The sequence below is a fragment of the Bradyrhizobium sp. 35 genome (assembly GCF_023073215.1).
Classification (GTDB): Bacteria; Pseudomonadota; Alphaproteobacteria; order Rhizobiales; family Xanthobacteraceae; genus Bradyrhizobium; species Bradyrhizobium canariense_D.
The window spans coordinates 19166-41907 of record NZ_JADPJC010000108.1 but is presented as its reverse complement, the minus strand read 5'-3'; the positions used below and the strand labels follow the sequence as shown (position 1 = coordinate 41907).

General features: G+C 62.4%; 30 protein-coding genes. 1 reads left to right on the top strand and 29 read right to left on the bottom strand.

Annotated features, from left to right (window positions below):
• Positions 1–12: 12 nt before the first annotated feature.
• The 27 genes from IVB36_RS21510 to rpsL all read right to left on the bottom strand — a co-directional run bounded on the left by IVB36_RS21510 (position 13) and on the right by rpsL (position 16551).
• Positions 13–906, bottom strand: coding sequence for an adenylate kinase (locus IVB36_RS21510; protein ID WP_204511513.1), 894 nt, complete (start codon positions 904–906; stop codon positions 13–15).
• A gap of 264 nt (positions 907–1170) precedes the next feature.
• A complete protein-coding gene (gene secY, locus IVB36_RS21505) occupies positions 1171–2502 on the bottom strand; it encodes a preprotein translocase subunit SecY (protein WP_007611601.1) in 1332 nt (443 codons plus the stop codon).
• A gap of 152 nt (positions 2503–2654) precedes the next feature.
• The gene (gene rplO / locus IVB36_RS21500) at positions 2655–3140 is read right to left on the bottom strand and encodes a 50S ribosomal protein L15 (protein ID WP_027518586.1); all 486 of its coding nucleotides are present in this window, start codon (positions 3138–3140) and stop codon (positions 2655–2657) included.
• Positions 3141–3212: 72 nt separating this feature from the next.
• On the bottom strand, positions 3213–3419 hold the full coding sequence (gene rpmD, locus IVB36_RS21495; RefSeq protein ID WP_018456457.1) for a 50S ribosomal protein L30: 207 nt from the start codon (positions 3417–3419) through the stop codon (positions 3213–3215).
• Positions 3420–3444: 25 nt separating this feature from the next.
• Positions 3445–4032: a 30S ribosomal protein S5 gene (gene rpsE / locus IVB36_RS21490; protein ID WP_007603037.1), complete on the bottom strand. Its 588-nt coding sequence runs from the start codon at positions 4030–4032 to the stop codon at positions 3445–3447.
• A gap of 47 nt (positions 4033–4079) precedes the next feature.
• Positions 4080–4442, bottom strand: coding sequence for a 50S ribosomal protein L18 (rplR, locus tag IVB36_RS21485; RefSeq protein WP_007603036.1), 363 nt, complete (start codon positions 4440–4442; stop codon positions 4080–4082).
• Positions 4443–4453: 11 nt separating this feature from the next.
• Positions 4454–4987, bottom strand: coding sequence for a 50S ribosomal protein L6 (gene rplF, locus IVB36_RS21480; protein ID WP_007603035.1), 534 nt, complete (start codon positions 4985–4987; stop codon positions 4454–4456).
• A 16-nt stretch (positions 4988–5003) separates the two neighbouring features.
• Positions 5004–5402, bottom strand: a complete 399-nt coding sequence (gene rpsH / locus IVB36_RS21475; RefSeq protein ID WP_007603034.1) for a 30S ribosomal protein S8 — start codon at positions 5400–5402, stop codon at positions 5004–5006.
• 14 nt (positions 5403–5416) lie between these two features.
• Positions 5417–5722: a 30S ribosomal protein S14 gene (gene rpsN / locus IVB36_RS21470; RefSeq protein ID WP_007611604.1), complete on the bottom strand. Its 306-nt coding sequence runs from the start codon at positions 5720–5722 to the stop codon at positions 5417–5419.
• Positions 5723–5768: 46 nt separating this feature from the next.
• Positions 5769–6326, bottom strand: a complete 558-nt coding sequence (rplE, locus tag IVB36_RS21465) for a 50S ribosomal protein L5 (RefSeq protein ID WP_007603032.1) — start codon at positions 6324–6326, stop codon at positions 5769–5771.
• Positions 6319–6633 carry a 50S ribosomal protein L24 gene (gene rplX / locus IVB36_RS21460; protein WP_007603031.1) on the bottom strand — a complete coding sequence of 105 codons (315 nt, stop codon included), beginning with the start codon at positions 6631–6633 and terminating at the stop codon, positions 6319–6321. Before rplX ends, rplE begins: the two co-directional genes overlap by 8 nt.
• Positions 6633–7001, bottom strand: a complete 369-nt coding sequence (gene rplN / locus IVB36_RS21455; protein ID WP_007603030.1) for a 50S ribosomal protein L14 — start codon at positions 6999–7001, stop codon at positions 6633–6635. The genes rplX and rplN overlap by 1 nt, the downstream gene beginning before the upstream one ends.
• 83 nt (positions 7002–7084) lie before the next feature.
• The gene (gene rpsQ, locus IVB36_RS21450) at positions 7085–7333 is read right to left on the bottom strand and encodes a 30S ribosomal protein S17 (RefSeq protein ID WP_007603028.1); all 249 of its coding nucleotides are present in this window, start codon (positions 7331–7333) and stop codon (positions 7085–7087) included.
• A gap of 13 nt (positions 7334–7346) precedes the next feature.
• A complete protein-coding gene (gene rpmC / locus IVB36_RS21445; RefSeq protein ID WP_007603026.1) occupies positions 7347–7553 on the bottom strand; it encodes a 50S ribosomal protein L29 in 207 nt (68 codons plus the stop codon).
• A gap of 5 nt (positions 7554–7558) precedes the next feature.
• Positions 7559–7972 (bottom strand): 50S ribosomal protein L16, encoded by a 414-nt coding sequence (gene rplP, locus IVB36_RS21440; protein ID WP_007603024.1) that lies wholly within the window; start codon positions 7970–7972, stop codon positions 7559–7561.
• A 32-nt stretch (positions 7973–8004) separates the two neighbouring features.
• Entirely contained in the window at positions 8005–8730 is a 726-nt protein-coding gene (gene rpsC / locus IVB36_RS21435) for a 30S ribosomal protein S3 (protein WP_007603023.1), read from the bottom strand.
• An 18-nt stretch (positions 8731–8748) separates the two neighbouring features.
• The gene (gene rplV, locus IVB36_RS21430; protein WP_007603022.1) at positions 8749–9135 is read right to left on the bottom strand and encodes a 50S ribosomal protein L22; all 387 of its coding nucleotides are present in this window, start codon (positions 9133–9135) and stop codon (positions 8749–8751) included.
• 10 nt (positions 9136–9145) lie between these two features.
• On the bottom strand, positions 9146–9424 hold the full coding sequence (gene rpsS, locus IVB36_RS21425) for a 30S ribosomal protein S19 (protein ID WP_007603021.1): 279 nt from the start codon (positions 9422–9424) through the stop codon (positions 9146–9148).
• 12 nt (positions 9425–9436) lie between these two features.
• Positions 9437–10270, bottom strand: a complete 834-nt coding sequence (gene rplB / locus IVB36_RS21420) for a 50S ribosomal protein L2 (RefSeq protein WP_007611609.1) — start codon at positions 10268–10270, stop codon at positions 9437–9439.
• A 12-nt stretch (positions 10271–10282) separates the two neighbouring features.
• The gene (locus IVB36_RS21415; RefSeq protein ID WP_007603019.1) at positions 10283–10585 is read right to left on the bottom strand and encodes a 50S ribosomal protein L23; all 303 of its coding nucleotides are present in this window, start codon (positions 10583–10585) and stop codon (positions 10283–10285) included.
• On the bottom strand, positions 10582–11202 hold the full coding sequence (rplD, locus tag IVB36_RS21410) for a 50S ribosomal protein L4 (RefSeq protein ID WP_247336076.1): 621 nt from the start codon (positions 11200–11202) through the stop codon (positions 10582–10584). The genes IVB36_RS21415 and rplD overlap by 4 nt, the downstream gene beginning before the upstream one ends.
• A gap of 1 nt (position 11203) precedes the next feature.
• Positions 11204–11917 (bottom strand): 50S ribosomal protein L3, encoded by a 714-nt coding sequence (gene rplC, locus IVB36_RS21405; protein WP_007603016.1) that lies wholly within the window; start codon positions 11915–11917, stop codon positions 11204–11206.
• A gap of 51 nt (positions 11918–11968) precedes the next feature.
• The gene (gene rpsJ / locus IVB36_RS21400; RefSeq protein ID WP_002712302.1) at positions 11969–12277 is read right to left on the bottom strand and encodes a 30S ribosomal protein S10; all 309 of its coding nucleotides are present in this window, start codon (positions 12275–12277) and stop codon (positions 11969–11971) included.
• 82 nt (positions 12278–12359) lie between these two features.
• Entirely contained in the window at positions 12360–13550 is a 1191-nt protein-coding gene (gene tuf, locus IVB36_RS21395) for an elongation factor Tu (RefSeq protein WP_018456453.1), read from the bottom strand.
• A gap of 40 nt (positions 13551–13590) precedes the next feature.
• Positions 13591–15663 carry an elongation factor G gene (gene fusA / locus IVB36_RS21390; protein WP_026233180.1) on the bottom strand — a complete coding sequence of 691 codons (2073 nt, stop codon included), beginning with the start codon at positions 15661–15663 and terminating at the stop codon, positions 13591–13593.
• 30 nt (positions 15664–15693) lie between these two features.
• Positions 15694–16164, bottom strand: coding sequence for a 30S ribosomal protein S7 (gene rpsG / locus IVB36_RS21385; RefSeq protein WP_007603009.1), 471 nt, complete (start codon positions 16162–16164; stop codon positions 15694–15696).
• A 15-nt stretch (positions 16165–16179) separates the two neighbouring features.
• Positions 16180–16551: a 30S ribosomal protein S12 gene (gene rpsL / locus IVB36_RS21380; protein ID WP_007603006.1), complete on the bottom strand. Its 372-nt coding sequence runs from the start codon at positions 16549–16551 to the stop codon at positions 16180–16182.
• Between the two features lie 640 nt (positions 16552–17191).
• Between rpsL and IVB36_RS21375 the strand changes: the two genes are divergently transcribed.
• Entirely contained in the window at positions 17192–18430 is a 1239-nt protein-coding gene (locus IVB36_RS21375; protein ID WP_085351283.1) for an NAD(P)/FAD-dependent oxidoreductase, read from the top strand.
• Here IVB36_RS21375 and IVB36_RS21370 read toward each other — a convergent pair.
• Entirely contained in the window at positions 18358–20379 is a 2022-nt protein-coding gene (locus tag IVB36_RS21370) for an ABC transporter ATP-binding protein (protein ID WP_018456450.1), read from the bottom strand. The genes IVB36_RS21375 and IVB36_RS21370 overlap by 73 nt on opposite strands.
• A gap of 132 nt (positions 20380–20511) precedes the next feature.
• Complete coding sequence (locus IVB36_RS21365) at positions 20512–22572, bottom strand: FAD-dependent oxidoreductase (protein WP_018456449.1); 2061 nt, start codon at positions 22570–22572, stop codon at positions 20512–20514.
• Between the last annotated feature and the right edge of the window lie 170 nt (positions 22573–22742).

Sequence of the window (22742 nt, the reverse complement as noted above, 5' to 3'; positions counted from 1 at the left end):
CGTCAACCGCTGCTAGCGCTTAGCTCGCCTTTTCGTGACCTTTTTTGCGGCCTTTTTGGCACCTTTCTTGACAGCCTTCCTGGCGGTCTTCTTGGCTGCCATCTTCTTTCCTGCCTTCTTGGCGGCTTTCTTGACGATTCTCTTGCCCGCCTTCGTAGCCTTCTTGGCCGCCTTCTCGGATTTGGCAGCCTTTTTGGCCGCTTTCGCAGACTTTTTGGCCGATTTCTTCGCCGCCTTGGCCTTTCTGGCCGGGGCCGCCTTTGTCGCACTCCGGGCGCGCGTCTTGCCATGTGCCTTGCCATGCGTCTTGGGCTCGACCGCCCCGAGCGCCAGGAGCTGGCGATGGATGGCGCGGGTGACCTCATCGATGGCCATCATGCCGTCGATGGTCGAGAGCTTGCGCCGCTCGGAATAGTAGTGAATCAGCGGTTCCGTCTGGCTGCGGTAGCTGGCGAGTCGCTTGGTCAGGACCTCCGGGGTGTCATCAAGCCGGACCTCTTCCCCGCGCTCGCGCATCTGGGCGACGCGAGTCTCGACGCGATTCAGGAGCGCGCTTTCGTTGACGCGGAGCTCGATCACGGCATCGAGCTTGAGGTGCTTGTGCTTGAGCAGCTCATCCAGCGCCTCGGCCTGCGGCACGGTCCGCGGGAAACCGTCAAGGATGAAACCGTTTTTGGCATCCGGCTGATCGATCCGATCGGAGATGATCCCCACCACGACATCGTCTGGCACGAGACCGCCGCTGGCCATGATCTCCTTAGCCTTGAGCCCGACCGGCGTTCCGGCCGCCACCGCTGCACGCAACATCTCGCCGGTCGAGAGCTGGACGATGCCATAGCGCTGCACCAGCAGCTGCGCCTGGGTGCCCTTGCCCGATCCCGGTGGCCCCAGAAGTATAATTCTCATCGGCGTACGCCCCCCGATTGGTGCGCGATACGTCGCGCGCCCGTGTTTTGAAGTCCAGTTACAGTGCAAATCATAATCAGCGCCGCACCGCTACCCATATCATAGGGGAGCAAATGGCCAGACGCCAAGAAGCCTTTGAGATCAATGCTTGCACGACAGGAAGAGCGACTCTGCCGAGGCGACCGAATGGCCGGCTCGCCGTCCGCGCGCATTGCACGCGCGGCGAATCGGCGGCGCAATCGCGCCGCCCGAGGGACGCCGCGCTTAACGGCGGCGGCCGCGCAGCTTCGACTTCCGGATCAGGCCTTCGTACTGATGCGCCAGGAGATAGCCCTGCACCTGCGCCACCGTGTCCATGGTGACGCTGACGACGATCAACAGCGAAGTGCCGCCAAAGTAGAACGGCACCGACGCGTAGGAGATCAGGATTTCCGGAATCAAGCAGACGATCGCCAGATACACCGCGCCGAGCACGGTGATCCGCGACAGCACGTAGTCGATATATTCCGCGGTACGCTCGCCCGGGCGGATACCCGGAATGAAGCCGCCGTGCTTCTTCAGATTGTCCGCGGTCTCGGTCGGATTGAACACGATCGCGGTGTAGAAGAAGGCGAAGAACACGATCAGCGCCAGATACATGATCAGGAACAGCGGACGGCCGTGGCCGAGCTGGGTGTTGATCCACTGGAACCATTCCGGCCCACTGCCCGCGTTGAAGTTCGCGACCGTGGTCGGCAGCAGCAGCAGCGAGGACGCGAAGATCGGCGGGATCACGCCCGAGGTGTTGAGCTTGAGCGGCAGATGCGAGGACTGCCCCTCGAACATCTTGTTGCCGACCTGGCGCTTCGGATACTGGATCAAGAGCCGGCGCTGGGCGCGCTCCACGAACACGATGAAGGCGATCACGGCCACCGCCATGATGATGACGACCAGAATCAGGCCGGTCGACATCGCACCCTGACGGCCGAGCTCGAGCATGTTGGCGAGCGCCGCGGGCAGCTCGGCGACGATGCCGGAGAGAATGATCAGGGAAATGCCGTTGCCGATGCCGCGCGACGTGATCTGCTCGCCCAGCCACATCAGGAACATGGTGCCGCCGGTCAGCGTGATCGCCGTCGACAGGCGGAAGAACATGCCGGGGTCGCTGACGACGTTGCCAGCGCCTTCGAGGCCCACCGCAATGCCGTAGGACTGGAACGCGGCCAGGATCACCGTGAGATAACGGGTGTACTGGTTCAGCAGCTTGCGGCCGGACTCGCCTTCCTTCTTCAGCGCCTCGAGCTGCGGCGAGACGGTGGTCAGGAGCTGGATGATGATGGAGGCGGAGATGTACGGCATGATGTTCAGCGCAAAGATCGCCATGCGGTGAATGCCGCCGCCAGCGAACATATTGAACATGCCGAGGATGCCGCCCGCCTGGGAGCGGAACACCTGCTCCCAGATGTTGGGATCGATGCCGGGCAACGGGATGTAGGTCCCGAGCCGATAAACGAGCAGCGCGCCCAGGGTGAACCAGATGCGCTTCTTCAGTTCGTCGGCCTTGGCAAACGCACCGAAATTGAGATTGGCTGCCAGTTGTTCCGCTGCAGAGGCCATCTTGGACTTTCTCCCGCCGCTTATTGCGCCGTTATGCCCGCGGCCGGGCTACATTATACCGGACACCGGACATTATCTGGGGCTACGGCTTCGATAAGTCCATCGTCCCGCGTGCGTAAAGGCCCGCGAGCCGCGGGCCGATGACGCAGTTGTTACGCCGCCTCGCCTTCTTCCTTGGCAGGCGCGAGGATCTTCACCGAGCCGCCGGCCTTCTCGACTGCCGCGATCGCGGTCTTCGAGGCGCCGTGCACTTCGATGTTGAGCTTGGCCTTGAACTCGCCGCGGCCGAGCAGCCGCAGGCCACCCTTGGCGCGGCGCAGCACGCCGGCCTTGACCAGGGATTCGACGTTCACGACGCTGCCGGCGTCGATCTTCTTGGCATCGACCGCATCCTGGAGCCGGTCGAGATTGATCTCGGCGAACTCCACGCGGAAGATGTTGTTGAAGCCGCGCTTGGGCAGACGGCGATGCAAGGGCATCTGGCCGCCTTCGAAACCCTTGATGCGCACGCCCGAACGCGCGGTCTGGCCCTTGCCACCGCGGCCGGCCTGCTTGCCCTTGCCCGAACCAATGCCGCGGCCGACGCGCATACGCTTCTTGCGCGAGCCGGCATTGTCGGCGATATCGCTGAGCTTCATCGCCCTGCTCCTTGTTTCTTGCGCATGACCTTCACCGAAAACGGGTCCCGCTTCGGGATCGTGCGCCTTTGCTTACTTCTCGTCGACAATGCGAACGAGATGGTGAACTTTCAAGATCATGCCGCGGACCGCCGGGGTGTCCGGCAGTTCGCTGATGCGGCCGATCTTGTTGAGCTTGAGCCCGATCAGCGTCGAACGCTGCGAGTGATGGCGGCGGATCGCGCTGCCGGTCTGCTCGAGCTTGATCGTCTTTGCGGTCGTAACGGCACTCTTGGCCATAGGCGTCTACTCCGAAAAGCTTCCGTTATTCGGCAACCGCCTCGGCGTCACCACCGATACGGCGGGACTGGAGGGTGGACACCTTGATGTTGCGGCGGGCAGCGACCGAGCGCGGCGAATCCTGATGCTTCAGCGCATCGAAGGTCGCGCGAACCATGTTGTACGGGTTCGACGAGCCGATCGACTTCGCAACCACGTCCTGGACGCCGAGCGTCTCGAACACGGCGCGCATCGGACCGCCGGCGATGATGCCGGTACCGGCCGGAGCTGCGCGCAGGTAAACACGGCCCGCGCCATGACGGCCGGCGATGTCGTGATGCAGCGTGCGGCCCTCGCGCAACGACACGCGGGTCAGGTTGCGCTTGGCGGATTCGGTTGCCTTGCGGATCGCCTCGGGCACTTCGCGCGCCTTGCCGTGACCGAAGCCGGCGCGGCCCTTCTGGTCGCCGATCACGACCAGCGCTGCGAAACCGAAGCGCTTGCCGCCCTTGACGACCTTGGCGACGCGATTGATGTGGACGAGCTTGTCAACGAACTCGCTGTCGCGCTCTTCCCTGCGTTCACGTCCGCCGCCGCGTTGATCGCGTCCACCACGTTGTTCGCGTTCTGCCATGGTTTTTCCAGTCCTTCAGAGGCTTACGCCTCAATCCTCAAATTCTGTTAGAAGCTCAGCCCGCTTTCACGCGCCGCGTCGGCAAGAGCCTTGACGCGCCCGTGATAGAGATAGCTGCCGCGATCGAACACGACTTCCTTGACACCCTTCTCGGCGGCGCGCTCGGCCAGCAGCTTGCCGACCGCCTTCGCCGCATCGATGTCGGCGCCGGTCTTGCCGCCATCGCGCATCGACTTCTCGAGCGACGAGGCAGAGGCCAGCGTCTCGCCCTTCAGGTCGTCGATGACCTGGGCGTAGATGTGCTTGGACGAGCGGAACACCGACAGGCGCGGACGGCCGCCACCCGAGCGGCGCAGCTTCAGTCGTACACTGCGCTTGCGCCGGGCATTCGTAACCTTGGCTTTCGACATGACCGGCTCCGTTACTTCTTCTTGCCTTCCTTGCGGAAGATGAATTCGCCAACATACTTCACGCCCTTGCCCTTGTAGGGCTCCGGCGGACGATAGGAGCGAATCTCGGCGGCGACCTGGCCGACGCGCTGAATGTCGCTGCCGGTCACCGTGATCTCGGTCGGCTTCGGCACGGTGATCGTGATCCCCTCCGGGATCGCGTAGACCACATCGTGGCTGTAGCCGAGCGCGAGCTGCAGGTTCTTGCCCTGCAGCGCGGCGCGGTAACCGACGCCGGTGATTTCGAGCTTCTTCTCGAAACCCTTGGTGACACCCTCGACCAGATTCGCGACCTGGGCGCGAGCGGTCCCGTACAGGGCCCGCGCGCGGTTGGTCTCGACCCGCGGGTTCACCTTGACCTGGCCGTTGTCGAGCTTCACCTCGACGTCGTTATGGACGACGAACTGAAGCTGGCCCTTCGGCCCCTTCATCTTGACGGTCTGCCCGTCGACGGTCGCGGTCACACCCGACGGCACCGCTACCGGTCTTTTGCCAACACGTGACATGGATCAAAAATCCTTCTCAGAACACCGTGAAGAGAACTTCGCCGCCCACGTTCGCTTCACGCGCACTGTGGTCAGCCATGATTCCCTTCGGCGTCGACAACACCGAAATGCCGAGTCCGTTATTGACCCGCGGCAGGTTCTTCACCGAGGCGTACACGCGACGTCCGGGCTTGGAGACACGCTCGATCTCACGGATAACGGGCTCGCCGTCGAAATACTTCAGCTCGATCTCGATCTCGCTGCGGCCCGAGGAATGCTCGAGCGTCGCGTAACCGCGGATGTAGCCTTCGCTCTTCAGCACCTCGAGCACGTTCTCGCGCATCTTCGAGCCAGGCGTGGAGACCTTGTTCTTGGAGCGCATCTGCGCGTTACGGATGCGGGTGATCAGATCGCTGATTGGATCGTGCGTAGACATCTAAACGACCCTCCTTACCAGCTGGACTTCACGAGGCCCGGGACCATGCCCTTGGAGCCAAGGTCCCGCATTGCGATGCGGGACAGTTTGGTCAAGCGATAGTTCGAGCGCGAACGGCCCGACAGCTCGCAACGCAGACGGATGCGGGTCGCCGACGAGTTGCGCGGCATTTCCGCCAGCTTCAGGGTCGCAGCGAACCGCTCCTCCATCGGCAACGTCTTGTCGGCGATGATCGCCTTCAACCGCTCGCGCTTCGGGGCGGCGTTCTTCGTCATCCGCTTGCGCCGGTTGTTCTTCTCGATTGAACTCTTCTTTGCCATGCTTGGCTCCTGGGTATCCGCGTTTGAGAGGCTTTAGGTCAGCGTCTCACTGCCGGAACGGGAAATTGAATGCGGTCAACAAGGCCCTCGCCTCGTCGTCGGTCTTGGCCGTGGTGCAGACGGTGATGTCCATACCGCGGGATTCCGTGACCTTGTCGAAGTCGATCTCGGGGAAAATGATGTGTTCCTTGAGGCCGAGCGAGTAGTTGCCGCGGCCATCGAAGCTCTTCGGGTTCAAGCCGCGGAAGTCGCGGACGCGGGGCAGCGCGACCGTCACCAGACGATCGATGAACTCGTACATACGGGCCTTGCGCAGCGTGACCTTGCAGCCGATCGGCTGGTTCTCACGCAACTTGAAGGTCGCGATCGCGATCCGCGAATAGGTCACGATCGCCTTCTGGCCGGCGATCTGGGTCAATTCCGCAGCGGCGTTCTCGGCCTTCTTGCGGTCGTTGACGGAATCGCCAACGCCCATGTTCAGCACGACCTTGTCCAGGCGCGGAACCTGCATGACGTTCTCATAACCGAACTTCTCGGTCATTTCCGTCCGGATCTTCGCGTCGTATTCCGCGCGCAGGCGCGGTGTGTAAGCGGCCTCAGCCATCGATCTCAGCTCCCGAGCTCTTGGCGATGCGGACCTTCTTGCCGTCCGCCAGAATCTTGAATCCGACGCGGGTCGGCTTCCCGTCCTTGCCGACATACGCGATGTTGGACAGTTGGATCGGCGACTCTTTCGAGATGATGCCGCCCTCCTGGGCCTGCGTCTGCTTCTGGTGACGCTTGACCATGTTGATGCCGCGCACCAGCGCCGTACCGGCGTCGGGACGCACTTCGAACACCTCGCCGGTGCGGCCTTTGTCGCGGCCGGTCAGCACGACGACCTTGTCGCCCTTGCGGATCTTCGCAGCCATCACAGCACCTCCGGCGCGAGCGAGATGATCTTCATGTGGTTCTTGGCGCGCAGCTCGCGCGGCACGGGCCCGAAGATACGGGTACCGACCGGCTCGGACTGATTGTTGATCAGAACGGCGGCGTTGCGGTCGAAGCGGATGACCGAACCGTCGGCGCGGCGAATGTCCTTGCGGACGCGCACCACGACGGCCTTCATCACGTCGCCCTTCTTCACCTTGCCGCGCGGAATAGCTTCCTTGATCGAGACAACGATGATGTCGCCGATCGTGGCGTAGCGGCGCTTGGAGCCCCCGAGCACCTTGATACACATGACACGGCGTGCGCCAGAATTATCGGCCACGTCGAGGTTGGTCTGCATCTGAATCATTGATGCACCTCGTCCTCTTCTCTTTGCGCCAGCCCAGCCGGCGCTCAACATTAACCTGAAGTCAGTCGGCTAAAGCCAACAGATCAGGCGCTTTTCTTGTGTTCGCCCCGGATCACGACCCAGCGCTTCAACTTCGAAATCGGCTTCGATTCCTCGATCCACACCATGTCGCCCGGCTTGAACTCGTTGCTCTCGTCGTGCGCGTGGTAGTTCTTCGAACGGCGGATCGTCTTCTTGTAGATCGGGTGCGTAAAGCGGCGATCGACGCGCACCACGATGGTCTTGGCTTGCTTGTCGCTGACGACCACGCCCTGCAAAGTACGTTTCGGCATCTTCGTAAGCCTCTTACTTCTTCTTCGCGCGCGTCTGCGCGGCGACGGTCTTGATCCGGGCGATGTCACGGCGGGCTTCGCGCAGGCGCGAGGTGTTCTCGAGCTGCCCGGTGGCGCGCTGGAAGCGCAGGTTGAAGCGCTCCTTCTTCAGGTTCAGGATGGCGTCGTCCTGCTGATCGGGGCTCAACGCGCGGATGTCTTCGATTTTCATCTGGGCCATGGCCATTACTCCGCAATGCGCTCGACGAAGCGCGTCTTGATCGGCAGCTTGGCTGCCGCCAGGGTCAGCGCTTCACGCGCCGTCTGGGTGTTGACGCCGTCGATCTCGAACAGCACCCGGCCCGGCTTGACGCGCGCGACCCACAATTCCGGCGCGCCCTTGCCGGAACCCATGCGGACTTCGGCAGGCTTCTTCGACACGGGAACGTCGGGGAATATGCGGATCCAGACGCGGCCGGCGCGCTTCATGTGGCGGGTCAGCGCGCGGCGAGCGGCTTCGATCTGGCGCGCGGTGACGCGCTCAGGCTCGGTCGCCTTCAGACCGAACTGGCCGAACGCCAACGTCGCGCCCGAAGACGCAACGCCGTGGATACGGCCCTTATGCGCCTTCCGGAACTTCGTTTTCTTAGGTTGCATCATGGCTTCAAGCCCTCAAATTCTCTGTGCTGGCGTCAGGCTGCAGCGTTGTCCCGGCGCTGCCGGCCGCCGCGATCGCCGCCGCCACCAGTCTCACCTTCGGCCATTCTCTTGTCCTGGGCCATCGGATCGTGCTCGAGGATCTCGCCCTTGAAGATCCAGACCTTGACACCGCAGGTGCCGAAGGTCGTGAACGCGGTCGCAACCCCGTAGTCGATGTCTGCGCGCAGCGTGTGCAGCGGCACGCGACCTTCGCGGTACCACTCCATGCGCGCGATTTCCGCGCCGCCCAGACGTCCCGAGCAGTTGATGCGGATGCCTTCCGCACCGAGACGCATCGCTGACTGCACGGCGCGCTTCATGGCGCGGCGGAACGCCACGCGGCGCTCCAGCTGCTGCGCGATCGACTCGGCCACCAGCGTCGCATCGAGCTCCGGCTTGCGGATTTCGACGATGTTGATGACCACGTCGGACGCCGTGATGTCCGCGACCTTCTTGCGCAGCTTGTCGATGTCGGCGCCCTTCTTGCCGATCACCACGCCCGGACGAGCCGAGTGGATGGTGACGCGGCACTTCTTGTGCGGACGCTCGATCACGATGCGGGCAACGGCTGCCTGCTTGAGCTCCTTGTGCAGGATCTCACGAATCTTGACGTCCTCGTGCAGCAGCTTGCCGTATTCCTGCTTGCCGGCGTACCAGCGGGAATCCCAGGTCCGGTTGATGCCGAGACGCAGACCGATCGGATTGATCTTTTGACCCATCGTGTTCTCCTGCGTCCCTTAAGCCGCTGCTGCGGCTTCGACCTGACGAACGATGATCGTCAGCTGTGAAAATGGTTTGTAGACACGGCCCGAACGGCCACGGCCGCGGGCGGCAAAGCGCTTCATCACGAGGCCGTTGCCGACGAAGGCCTGCGCCACGACGAGATCGTCGACGTCGAGGTCGTGGTTGTTCTCGGCGTTGGCAATAGCCGATTCCAGGCACTTCTTCACGTCAACCGCGATCCGCTTGCGCGAAAACTGCAGGTCGGCGAGCGCAGCAGCCGCCTTCCGGCCGCGAATGAGCTGGGCGACCAGGTTGAGCTTCTGCGGGCTCACCCGCAGCATCCGGGCGACCGCCTTGGCCTCGTTCTCGGCGAGGCTCCGTTCGCGCTTAGGTTTGCTCATCGTTTAATCCTCAAGCCTTCTTGGCTTTCTTGTCCCCGGAGTGGCCATGGAAGGTGCGGGTCGGCGAGAACTCGCCGAACTTGTGACCGACCATTTCCTCGTTGACGGCCACCGGCACGTGCTTCTGACCGTTGTAGACGCCGAAGGTCAGGCCGACGAATTGCGGCAGGATCGTCGAGCGACGGCTCCAGATCTTGATGACGTCGTGACGGCCGGACGAGCGCGCGGCATCTGCCTTCTTGAGCAGAGAACCCTCGACGAACGGGCCTTTCCAGACTGAACGAACCATGTCCGGCGTTCCTTACTTCTTCCGCTTGTGGCGGCTTAGGAGAATGAATTTGTTGGTCGACTTGTTGGAGCGGGTCTTCTTGCCCTTGGTCGGCTTGCCCCACGGAGTAACCGGGTGGCGGCCGCCCGAGGTACGACCTTCACCACCGCCGTGCGGATGGTCGATCGGGTTCATCGAAACGCCGCGGTTGTGCGGCTTGCGGCCCAGCCAACGGTTGCGGCCGGCCTTGCCGATCGACGTGTTCATGTGATCCGGGTTCGACACCGCGCCGATCGTGCCGCGGCAACGGCCGTGCACCAGGCGCTGTTCGCCCGAGTTCAGGCGGATGATCACGTAGTCCTGGTCGCGACCGACGAGCTGGGCATAGGTGCCCGCGGAACGGGCGAGCTGGCCGCCCTTCCCGATCTTGACCTCGATGTTGTGGATGATCGTGCCGACCGGCATGTTGCCGAGCGGCATGACATTGCCCGGCTTCACGTCGACATAGTTGCCGGCGACGACGGAATCACCGACGGCCAAACGCTGCGGCGCCAGGATATAGGCCTGGGTGCCGTCTTCGTACTTGACCAACGCGATGAATGCGGTGCGGTTCGGATCGTACTCCAGCCGCTCGACCGTCGCGGGCGCATCGACCTTGTCGCGCTTGAAATCGACGGTACGCAACGTTCGCTTATGACCACCGCCGCGGAAGCGCACGGTGATGCGACCGGTGTTGTTACGGCCGCCGGAGGAGTGCTTGCCTTCGGTGAGCGCCTTGACCGGCTTGCCCTTGTAGAGGGCCGAACGATCGACCATGACCAGCTGGCGCTGGCCCGGCGTCGTGGGATTGAATGTCTTCAGTGCCATCGTCGTACGACCTTACAGACCGGTGGTCACGTCGATCCGGTGACCCTCTTCGAGAGTCACGATCGCGCGCTTGGAGTTCGACTGCGAGCCGAGATTGCCACGGAAGATCTTGGTCTTGCCCTTGCGGACCAGCGTGTTGACACTCTTGACCTTGACGTCGAACAGCTTCTCGATCGCTTCCTTGATCTGCGGCTTGGTCGCCTTCGCGGCCACCTTGAACAGCACCTTGTTGTGCTCCGAGGCGATCGTGGCCTTTTCGGTCACGACCGGCGACAGGATCACGTCGTAGTGGCGAGGCTCGATGTTCTTCGTCATTTGAAGCGCGCCTCCAGCGCATCGATGGCGGCCTTGGTCAGAACAAGCTTCCGACGGCGCAGGATGTCATAGACGTTGATGCCCTGGATCGGCAGCACGTCCATGTTCGGGATGTTGCGGGCCGCAGCGGCGAAGCCGTTGTTGAGCTCGGCGCCGTCGACGATCAGCGCGTTGGTCAAACCCAGACCGGAGAAATGACCGAGCAGCGCCTTGGTCTTGGCAGCTTCCAGCGCGGCCTTGTCGATCACGATGAGATCGCCGTCCTTGGCCTTGGCCGAGAGCGCATGCTTGAGGGCGAGCGCACGGACCTTCTTCGGCAGGTCGGTGGCGTGCGAACGCACCACCGGACCGAAGGCACGGCCACCTCCGCGGAACTGCGGCACCCGGGCCGAGCCGTGACGAGCACCACCGGTACCCTTCTGCTTGTACATCTTCTTGCCGGTGCGCCAGATCTCGGCGCGGCCCTTGGCCTTGTGCGTACCGGCCTGGCGCTTGTTGAGCTGCCACTGCACGCAACGTGCAATGATGTCCTGGCGCGGCTCGAGGCCGAAAATGGTGTCGGAAAGCTGGACCGAGCCGGCTTCCTTACCTTCGAGGGTCGTGACCTTCAATTCCATCTCACGCCTCCTGCGCAGCCGGAGCAGCGTCCGCTTCGCCAGCAACCTTGAACTTGCCGGGCTTCGGAGCTTCCTTAGGCAGCGGCTTCTTGACGGCGTCGCGCACGCGGATCCAGCCGCCCTTGGAGCCGGGAACGGCGCCTTCGACGAGGATCAGACCGCGTTCGACATCGAGCTGGACGACCCGAAGGTTGAGCGTGGTGATGCGGTCGACGCCCATGTGACCGGGCATCTTCTTGTTCTTCCAGGTCTTGCCCGGGTCCTGACGGCCACCGGTCGAACCGATCGAACGGTGCGAGACCGAGACGCCGTGAGTGGCGCGCAGACCGCCGAAGTTCCAGCGCTTCATACCGCCGGCAAAACCCTTACCGACCGAAGTACCGGTGACGTCGACGAACTGACCGACGACAAAGTGGTCGGCCAGGATCTCGGCACCGACGGGGATCATCTGATCCGCGGAGACGCGGAATTCCTCGACCTGCCGCTTCGGCTCGACCTTCGCGACCGCGAACTGGCCGCGCTCCGCCTTGGGCATGTACACGGTCTTGCGGCTGCCAGAACCAAGCTGGAGCGCGACATAACCGTTTTTCTCTTCGGTGCGGTGGCCTACGACCTGGCAATTGCCGAGCTTCAGCACGGTCACGGGGATATGTTCGCCGGCCTCTGTAAAGACCCGCGTCATCCCGACCTTTTGTGCGATCACTCCGGAGCGCATCGGCGTGCTTCCTGTTCTTTCTGTCCGCTAGTGGCGAACGTGATCCAAATCTTAGAGCTTGATCTCGACGTCGACACCGGCGGCCAAGTCGAGCTTCATCAAAGCATCGACGGTCTGCGGGGTCGGATCGACGATGTCGAGCAGGCGCTTGTGAGTGCGCATCTCGAACTGCTCGCGGCTCTTCTTGTCGACGTGCGGCGAACGGTTGACGGTGAACTTCTCGATGCGGGTGGGCAGCGGAATGGGTCCGCGGACCTGCGCGCCGGTGCGCTTCGCCGTGTTCACGATCTCGCGGGTCGACGTATCGAGGATACGATGGTCGAACGCCTTGAGACGGATGCGAATGTTTTGGCCGTTCATTGCCGTGGTCTTTCTTCAATGGGGTGGCGAATAGCGAATAGCGAATGTCACATTCGCTATTCGCCGATCCCTATTCTCGTAATTACTCGATGATCGAGGCGACGACGCCGGCGCCGACGGTGCGGCCACCTTCGCGGATCGCGAAGCGGAGCTTCTCTTCCATCGCGATCGGCACGATCAGGTGCACTTCCATCGCGATGTTGTCGCCCGGCATCACCATCTCGGTGCCTTCCGGCAGATGCACGACACCGGTCACGTCGGTGGTGCGGAAGTAGAACTGCGGACGGTAGTTGGTGAAGAAGGGAGTGTGGCGGCCGCCCTCTTCCTTGGTGAGGATGTAGGCCTCAGCCTTGAACTTGGTGTGCGGCTTGACCGAACCCGGCTTGCACAGCACCTGGCCGCGCTCGACGTCCTCGCGCTTGGTACCGCGAAGCAGCGCACCGATGTTGTCGCCGGCCTGGCCTTGATCCAGCAGCTTGCGGAACATTTCGACACCGGTGACCGTGGTCTTCTGCGTGGCGCGCAGACCGACGATCTCGATTTCCTCGCCGACCTTGACGATACCGCGCTCGACACGGCCGGTCACGACGGTGCCGCGGCCCGAGATCGAGAACACGTCTTCAACCGGCATCAGGAACGGCAGATCGACCGGACGCTCCGGCTGCGGAATGTAAGCGTCGACCTGCTTCATCAGCTCGAGGATGGCGTCATGGCCGAGCGTCTTATCGGAATCTTCGAGGGCGGCAAGCGCCGAGCCCTTGATGATCGGGATGGTGTCGCCCGGGAATTCGTACTTCGAGAGCAGCTCGCGGACCTCGAGCTCGACGAGCTCGAGCAGTTCCGGATCGTCGACCATGTCGCACTTGTTGAGGAACACGACGAGCGCGGGAACGCCGACCTGGCGGGCGAGCAGGATGTGCTCGCGGGTCTGCGGCATCGGACCGTCGGCGGCCGACACGACCAGGATCGCACCGTCCATCTGGGCGGCGCCGGTGATCATGTTCTTCACGTAGTCGGCGTGGCCGGGGCAGTCGACGTGCGCGTAGTGGCGGTTCTTGGTCTCGTATTCGACGTGCGCCGTCGAGATCGTGATGCCGCGCGCCTTCTCTTCCGGCGCCTTGTCGATCTGGTCGTACGCGGTGAACGTCGCGCCGCCGGCTTCGGCGAGGACCTTGGTGATCGCCGCGGTCAGCGACGTCTTGCCATGGTCGACGTGACCGATGGTGCCGATGTTGCAGTGCGGCTTGTTACGTTCAAACTTTGCTTTGGCCATTTGACTCTCCGTTCAATCGTCAGTTCGAGACCGACGACAATCAGGCAAACTTCTTCTGGACTTCTGCCGACACGTTGGCCGGCGCTTCTGCGTAGTGGTCGAACTGCATGGTGAAGGTTGCGCGACCCTGGCTCATCGAGCGCAGGTTATTCACGTAACCGAACATGTTCATGAGCGGCACCATCGCGTTGATGACGTTGGCGTTGCCGCGCATGTCCTGACCCTGGATCTGACCGCGCCGCGAATTCAGGTCGCCGATGACGGAGCCGGTGTAATCTTCCGGGGTCACCACTTCGACCTTCATGATCGGCTCGAGCAGGACGGACTTGCCCTTCTGCAAGGCTTCGCGGAATGCAGCACGCGATGCGATTTCGAAGGCGAGCGCCGACGAATCGACGTCGTGATACTTGCCGTCGACGAGCTGAACCTTGACGTCGACCACGGGGAAGCCCGCGACCACGCCGGAACTCAGCACGCTGTTGATGCCCTTCTCGACGCCGGGGATGTATTCCTTCGGCACCGCACCGCCGACGACCTTGGACTCGAACTCGTAGCCCTTGCCGGGCTCGTTCGGCTCCACGATGATCGACACTTCCGCGAACTGTCCGGTACCGCCGGTCTGCTTCTTGTGGGTGTACTTGACTTCGGACCTCTTGGTGACGCGCTCACGGAACGCCACCTGCGGCGCGCCGATGTTGGCATCGACCTTGTAGGTGCGGCGGAGAATGTCGACCTTGATGTCGAGATGGAGCTCGCCCATGCCCTTGAGGATGGTCTGGCCGGACTCCTGATCGGTCGACACGCGGAAGGACGGATCCTCCGCGGCGAGCTTCGCCAGCGCCACGCCCAGCTTTTCCTGGTCGGCCTTGGACTTAGGCTCGATCGCGATCTCGATGACGGGCTCGGGGAATTCCATCTTTTCGAGGATCACCGCCTTGTCGGGATCGCACAGCGTGTCACCGGTGCGCGCTTCCTTCAGGCCAGCCAGTGCGACGATGTCGCCGGCATAGGCTTCCTTGATGTCTTCGCGGTTGTTCGCATGCATCAGCAACATGCGGCCGATGCGCTCCTTGCGGTCGCGCGTCGAATTGATGACGCCGGTGCCCGACAGCAGCGTGCCGGAATAGATGCGGCAGAAGGTGATGGTGCCGACGAACGGGTCGTCCATGATCTTGAAGGCCAACAGAGCCAGCGGCTCCTTATCGTCCGGCAGGCGAACGACCTCGTTGCCGTCTTCATCGACGCCCTTGATGGCGGGCACGTCAACCGGCGACGGCAGATAATCCACGACTGCGTCGAGCAGAGGCTGCACGCCCTTGTTCTTGAACGCCGAGCCGCACAATACCGGGAAGAACGCGCCAGTCAGCACGGCCTTGCGGATCAAGCGCTTCAACGTCGGCTCATCGGGCTCCTTGCCGTCGAGGTAAGCGGCGAGAACTTCGTCGTCGAGCTCGACGGCGGCTTCCAACAACTTCTCGCGATATTCCTTGGCCTTCTCGACCATGTCCTCGGGAATATCGATGTCCACGAACTTGGCGTCGAGCTTCTCTTCTTCCCAGACCACGCCCTTCATGCGAACGAGGTCGACCAGGCCCTTGAAGTTGTTCTCGGAGCCGATCGGAAGCTGGATCGCGATCGGCTTTGCGCCGAGGCGGTCGACGATGTCCTGCATGCACTTGTAGAAGTCAGCGCCGGTCTTATCCATCTTGTTGGCGAAGACGATGCGCGGAACTTTGTACTTGTCGCCCTGGCGCCAGACCGTCTCGGTCTGGGGCTCGACGCCCTGGTTCGAGTCGAGCACGCACACGGCGCCGTCGAGCACGCGCAGGCTGCGCTCGACTTCGATGGTGAAGTCGACGTGGCCGGGAGTGTCGATGATGTTGAGACGCTTGCCTTCCCAGAACGCGGTGGTCGCGGCCGACGTAATCGTAATGCCGCGCTCCTGCTCCTGCTCCATCCAGTCCATCGTCGCGGCACCTTCGTGCACTTCGCCGATTTTGTGGCTCTTGCCGGTGTAATAGAGAATGCGCTCGGTGGTCGTGGTCTTGCCGGCATCGATATGCGCCATGATACCGAAGTTGCGGTAATTCTCTATGGCATGAACGCGGGGCATGGAGTGTTCCTTAGATTCCGTGTGTCGCCGTTACCAGCGATAGTGCGAGAAGGCGCGGTTGGCTTCCGCCATCCGGTGCACGTCTTCGCGCTTCTTGACGGCGTTACCCCGGTTGTTCGACGCATCCAGGAGCTCCGCAGAGAGCCGCTCGGTCATCGTCTTCTCGTTGCGATCGCGCGCAGCCGAGATCAGCCAGCGAATGCCCAGCGCCTGACGGCGCACCGAGCGAACTTCGACCGGAACCTGATAGGTCGCGCCACCGACGCGGCGGGAGCGCACTTCAATCGTCGGCATGACGTTCTCGAGCGCCTGCTCGAACACGCCGAGCGGGTTCTGCTTTGTCTTGCTTTCAATGAGGCCGAACGCGCCGTAGACGATGCCTTCGGCGACCGACTTCTTTCCGGCGTACATTACCGAATTCATGAACTTCGTGACGATGATATTCCCGAACTTCGGATCGGGAAGGACTTCGCGCTTTTCGGCAGAATGGCGACGAGACATGGACCTGGTTCCCGCTTACTTCGGACGCTTGGCGCCGTACTTCGAACGGCGCTGCTTACGGTTCTTGACGCCCTGGGTATCCAGAACGCCGCGGAGGATGTGGTAGCGCACGCCGGGCAAGTCCTTGACGCGACCGCCGCGGATCATGACCACCGAGTGCTCCTGGAGGTTATGGCCCTCACCGGGGATGTAGCCGATCACCTCGAAGCCGTTGGTCAGGCGCACCTTGGCAACCTTACGAAGCGCCGAATTCGGCTTCTTCGGGGTCGTGGTGTAAACGCGTGTGCAAACACCGCGCTTCTGCGGCGACTGCTGCAGCGCCGGCACCTTCTTGCGCGACTTCTGCACTTCCCGCGGTTGAGCGATCAGCTGGTTGATCGTCGGCATCCTGGCATTACCCTTTGTGTTCTGCCGCGGCCCGTCACCGGGTCCGCAAATTCTTTCGAGCTACCCGCCCGACGAGGCCGCCTTCCGCGGAACAATCCGCACAAAGCGAAATCGCGCCAACCACCCGTCAACGGGCGGAAAGCGCTTCGACGCCACAGAGGACCGCAGTAGTTGAACCGGTCAGCTTGAAGCTGCGGCCCGCGCACCGAGGTCATGCATCCGAATTCGATCTCGAGAGAACATGCTCAAGAGAACTAAAATCGCACTGGCATTGCCTAGCTATGATCGACAGCGTTTGAGCGGCATTCGTCGAGGTTGGTGCCTGTCTTGGTGATCCCAGGGGATCAAACAGGTGGCCCGTTCCGACGTTGGCGATGCTCACCGCCTGTCGTTAAGTGAGGGGGTTCTATAAGTGGGAGTCGGTCAAGTCAAGGCGAAACGTCAGTCAGAAGCGCTTCCCGCACCTGCCGAAATCGCTTCTTGGGCCGCTCGCTGCGCCTTCGTGAGATGGAAACGAAGAGCGCGTCGCGCCACCTCGAAACCTATTTATACCCGGGTTAAATATACTTTTATAACCATTGGCTAAGGCTTTCTTTCCTGTTGGAGCGCCAATGTGCCGCCTTGGGCAGAGATTAGCGCCATGCGGTACACCGACATTGCCATTATCGGCGGGGGATTGTCCGGCTCGACCGCCGCCGCGATGCTCGGCCGTAGCGGCATTTCGACCATCCTGATCGATCCGCATGAGAGCTATTCGGCGGACTTTCGGGTCGAAAAACTCAGCGGTCACGTGCAGGTTGGGCGATTCCTGCAGACGGGAATCGCCGAATCGGTGTTGCACCGCGCGACCTTTGTGGGTGAGAACTGGATCGCGCGCTTCGGCCGCCTTCTCGACAAGGCGCCGAGCCGGCAGTTCAACATCCTCTACGATTCCCTCGTCAACGCTGTCCGCGACGAAATTCCTGCCGGCGTCGAGCGCATCTGCGCCAAGGCTGTCTCGGTCGAGACGAGTGCGGAGCGGCAGAAGGTCACTCTCTCCAACGACGCGATGGTCTCCGCCCGGCTGGTCGTGCTCGCCAACGGACTCAATGTCGGCCTGCGCCACCAGCTGGGAATCGCCCGAAAAGTCGTCAGTGCCTGCCATTCGATTTCGATCGGGTTCGACGTGGTGCCCGCGGGACGGGACTCGTTCGACTTCCCTGCGCTGACCTATTTCTCGGAACGGCCGAGCGACCGCATCCCCTACCTCACGCTTTTTCCGATCGGGACGCGGATGCGCGCCAATCTGTTCGTCTATCGCAGCTTCGACGATCCCTGGCTGCGTGAGCTGCGCCGCGCGCCGGCCGAGACGTTGAACGCTGCGCTGCCACGGCTCAAGCACATCACCGGACCATTCGACATTCCCAGTGAGCTGAAAATCCGTCCGGTCGATCTCTATGTGAACGATGCCAGCGGCCAGCCGGGTCTCGTGCTGGTGGGCGATGCCTTCTCGACCTCCTGCCCGGCCGCCGGCACCGGGTGCGACAAGGTCTTCACCGACGTCGAGCGGCTCTGCAACGTCTATATCCCGCAGTGGCTGGCCTCCGACGGGATGGATACAAGCAAGATCGCCGCCTTCTACGCAGACCCGGTCAAGCGGGAGTGCGACGATTGGTCGGCCGCGAAGGCCTTCGATTTCCGCTCAGTCTCCATTGCGACAAGCCCTTATTGGACGGCGCAGCGCTGGGCACGCTTCATTGCCTGGTCGGTTCAGGGACTATTGCGGCCGCTTGGAGCAGCCTTCGATCTGGAGCCGAACTTCCTCGGTCACTCCTCCTCATCGTCCTCGTCGAGGTCGTCTTCATCCTCGTCGTCTTCGTCGCTGTCCTCGTCGACGTGAGCCGGCGCGCCATGCGGTTGGTGGATCTGGTCGTTCCACAGCTTGCGATAGGTGCCGTTCTTGGCGAGCAGCTCGGCATGTGAGCCGCGCTCGATCGCCCTGCCCCCTGAAATCACGATGATCTCGTCCATCTCGACCACCGAGGTCAGGCGGTGGGTTGACCAGATCATGGTGCGGCCCTTGGCGACCTTCAGCAGCGTGCGGTTGATCGCAGCTTCCGTGGTCTGGTCGAGCGCCGAAGTGGCTTCGTCGAGCAGCAGCACGGAAGGATTACGGATGACCGCGCGCGCGATCGCGATGCGCTGGCGCTGGCCGCCCGACAAGGTATCGCCGCGCTCGCCCACCGGCGTGTCGTAACGTTGCGGCAGGCTCATGATGTAACGGTGGATCTCGGCTTTCTTGGCCGCCTCCTCCACCTCCTCATCGGTCGCGCCCTCCTTGCCGAGCCGAATGTTCTCCCGGATCGACATGTTGAACAGCATATTCTCCTGGAACACCACCGCCATGCTCCGGCGCAGGGAGTCCAGCGTCACCTTGCGGACGTCGACGCCGTCGATGGTGACGCGCCCCTCGTCCGGCACATAGAGCCGCAGGATCAGATTCAGCAGCGTGCTCTTGCCGGAGCCGGACGGACCGACGATGGCAATGCGCTTGCCGACATTGAGCTTGAGGCTGAGATTGTCCAGCACTGGCGTCTGGCTGCCTTCGTACTGGAACGTCACGTGGTCGAAGGTGATGTCGTTGGTGATGCGGGGCAGATCGGGCGCGCCGGCACGATCGGCGCTGCGCGTGGGCTCGTCGAGCAACTCCTGCATATGACGGATCGCGGCTGCCGCGGAGATCGACACGGGGATGAAATGCATCACATGGGCGATGTTGTAGGACACCTCCCAGAACGCACTCTCGAAGGTGACGAAGGTGCCGATGGTAATCTGCCCCTTCGTCGCCAGATATGCGCCGATCGCGAGCACGACGAGATGCAAGAGCAGCACCGAGATGGTGACCGTCCGCTCCACCATGGTCGACAGGAACGCCGCCGAGGCCATCCTGTTTCGCGTCTCGTCGTTGCGGAATTTGAAGAAGCCGAACATCCGGCGTTGCAGGCTGAACGCCTTGATCACGGCCTGCGCCGCCACGTTCTCCTGCACCATGCCGAGCAGCGCAGATTCATTGAGCTTCTGCTCGTAATTCGCCTGGACAGCCTTCGGCGTCAGCATGCGGGGACCGATCAGCGTGATCGGGAACACCAGCAGCGCAACCGCCGCGAGCTGCCAGTTCAGGAACACCATCAGGATGATGCCCGCGATCAGCTCCAGGAACGGCAATGCCGCGCTGTTGGCGAAGGTCTTGACCGAACCCTCGAAGGCCGCGAGGTCGACTGAGAAGCGCGACAGGATCTCGCCGCGCTTGGTGCGGCCGAAATAGGCCGCCGGCAGGTCCTGGACGTGCTCGAACAGCCGTTTGCGGACGTCGGAAATGATGCACGCCGCGAGCCGCGCATCCCAGCGCTCGTACCAGACCGCGACGATCGAGGTGAATATGCCCGCGACCGCGAGCACGCCGAGGATCTTGTACAGCGCCTGAAAATCCTCCTCGCCGAGCGCGTCGTCGATCAGGTACTTCAGGCTGAGCGGCATGATGACGTTGAAGAGCGTCTCGACGAAGACGCCGAACGCCACGAAGGACAGCATCTGCTTGTAGTTGAACAGGAAGGGTTTGACGAAACCCAGGATGGTCGCGAGCGCGCCGGCGGCCTCGCGCGCGGTAAAGACGACGAGGTCCTCGTCCTCATCGTCGTCATCGAGCTCCAGCCCGCCATCCTCCTCGTCTTCATCGTCCTCGTCGTCTTCAAGGTCCGGCTTGGCGGTAGGGACAAGCTTGTCGTCGAGCTCGGCCGCCTCTTCCGCGGCGAGCTTCTGTTTGTCGGGCGGGAGGGGCTTGGACGCCATGAAACCAACCGATGCTGACGGCCGGCATGACCGCAGAGAAAGCAGGAAATAGCGCCAACCGCTACTGCATCGATTCTATGCGATCAAGATGAATTCGGCAAAACAATTGGCGAAGGCGCCCGCTTCAGGCGGCTAGTCGTCTTCCTCATCCTCGACCTTGTCGAAAAAGGAATAGCGCAAGGAATCGGCGTCGGCGTACCACTGGCCCGGTCCCTTGTTGGCGGCGAGCGTCGTCTCCCAGAGCGCGTCCGTGCAGTCCTTGCGGTGCATCGACAGCTCGAAGCCGTTGCCGAAGAACAGTTCGGACCATTCCCACCAGGTGCCGAGCTTCTTGACGCCGCGCAGAAGGTCGTAGCGGTCGATCAGTGCCGGCGCCATGTCCGAGGTGATCGAGCCGAACACGAGCCCGGTCTTGACCACACGGTTCAGCTCCCTGATCGCACGGACCACCTGCTTCGGGGAAACATGGCAGAGGCTGGTCTCGAACACGAAGTCGAACGCACCATCCTTGAACGGCATGTCGGTGATCGAACCGAGCTTGTTGTACTTCCTCAGCGCCTTCGGCGTTCTGGCGTGAATGGTGCGGTTGTTCTCGATACCGAAGGCATCGATGCCGCGATCACGTAGCGCGCCGACAAGCTCGCCGCTGGCCGAGCCCGCGATCAAGAGCTTCGTGCCTTTGGCCTTGCCCCAGACGATGCCGATCAGTTTTGTGAGATAGTCGGGATCCGTGAAGTGTTGCCACACCTCGCTGTAGGGGCCCTGGCCGCGATAATTGTCAAAATAGGCACGATCGATCTTGTCCGAGAGCGGCTTGTCGTCCTGGGAACGCTCGCGGCGCAAGCGCATCATCTCGGTCAAGATGATGTCGGTCGCCGCGTCCGAGGAATCGAGCAGGCCGTTCAGCGTCGAGTCGAACAGATAGTCGCCGACCACCACGATTCCGGGATGTTCCTTCGGCTCGGGCCGGTGGTTGGTCATGACGTCGCGCACGGGCAAGCCGCCCGGAATCGCGTTCACCGAGGACAGCCAGCGGTGGATCTTGCCTTCCATGAAATGCGCGCGTGCATCGCCGAGCGATGCCGGAAGCGATTTCAGCGCGGCATCGATCAGCTCCCGGTCGGAGAGATTCGCAAAGGCCAGCGCATCGGAGCCCGGAATCAGCCAGTTCAGCACGCCGTGCTTGCCCACATCATGGCGGGCGCCCTCGTTATAGACGCAGCAACCGCCAAAGGCTTCCGACATGAACCAGGCGCCGGCGATCTTGTCGCCCCAGAACGGCGTGTCGAACAGGATCGAGACACGCAAATAGTGCGCAGGACGGTCGAAGTACGCGACGTGCTTGACCATCGACTTGCGGAGCTGTTCGCCTTCCCAGCCGACGGTCCCAAGCCAGGAATGCGGCAGACAGACCAGCACAAGGTCGAAGTCGCGCGTCTCCGGCCCCTTGCCGTTCATCATCTTGAGTTGATAGCGGCCGGTCGGCGCCTTGCCGACCGTGAGGATTCGGTGATTGAGCTGGATGTCGGCATTGACCTCCGACTGGAGGCACTCGATGAGCTGCTCGTTGCCGTTCTGGATGGAATAGAGGCCGATATAGCCGTCGACATCCATCAGGTAGTTCTTGAGCGCGTTGAGCCCGTTGGTGTTGTGGCTCTCGGTCGCGAGGTCCGAGCGCGCCATCACCTTGAAGAATCGCTTTGCGGTCTCGTCCTCGACCTCCTCGTCGAGCACCTGTTCGGCGGTCTTGTAGGCCCAGGGATTCTCGTTGTCGTGCGCGCCGACACCCTCGTAGTACTCGATCGGCGTCATCGCCTCGGCGCAGCGCTTACGGAACGCCTCGATTGCGGCTGCGGTCTTGGCACCGTATTTGCGGCGCATGCCCGCGACGTCGTTGAGGAGCTCACCGCCGAACTGCACCTGCTCGGCATCCATCGGAATGGTCTGCAGGCCGAAATGCTGGATCAACTCGCGCAACGGATCCGGCCCGGTCATCGAGTAGTCGTAGATCTCGGCAACGCCGGCCTCGTACATCGCGGGCGCGGAATCGAATTTGCGCGTGACGATCTTGCCGCCGAGCCGGTCGGATGCCTCGTAGATGGTGACGCGGCAGAGGTCGCCAAGCTTGCGCTTCAGATACCAAGCGCTCATCAGCCCGCCGGGGCCGCCGCCTACGATTGCGAGATCAAGCATGAGAATTCCGTGGTCTCCGGCCCGCCCCCTTCACGGGACCACCGGTCTAAGCTCTCCTAGCAGAAGCGCTTTTGCGCCTGAAGGAAAGATGAACAAAGGTTGATCCTGCACCGCAACAGGGAAACAAAGCAGCAAAAAGGCCGGCTTTCGCCGGCCTTTTCAGTGTCCTC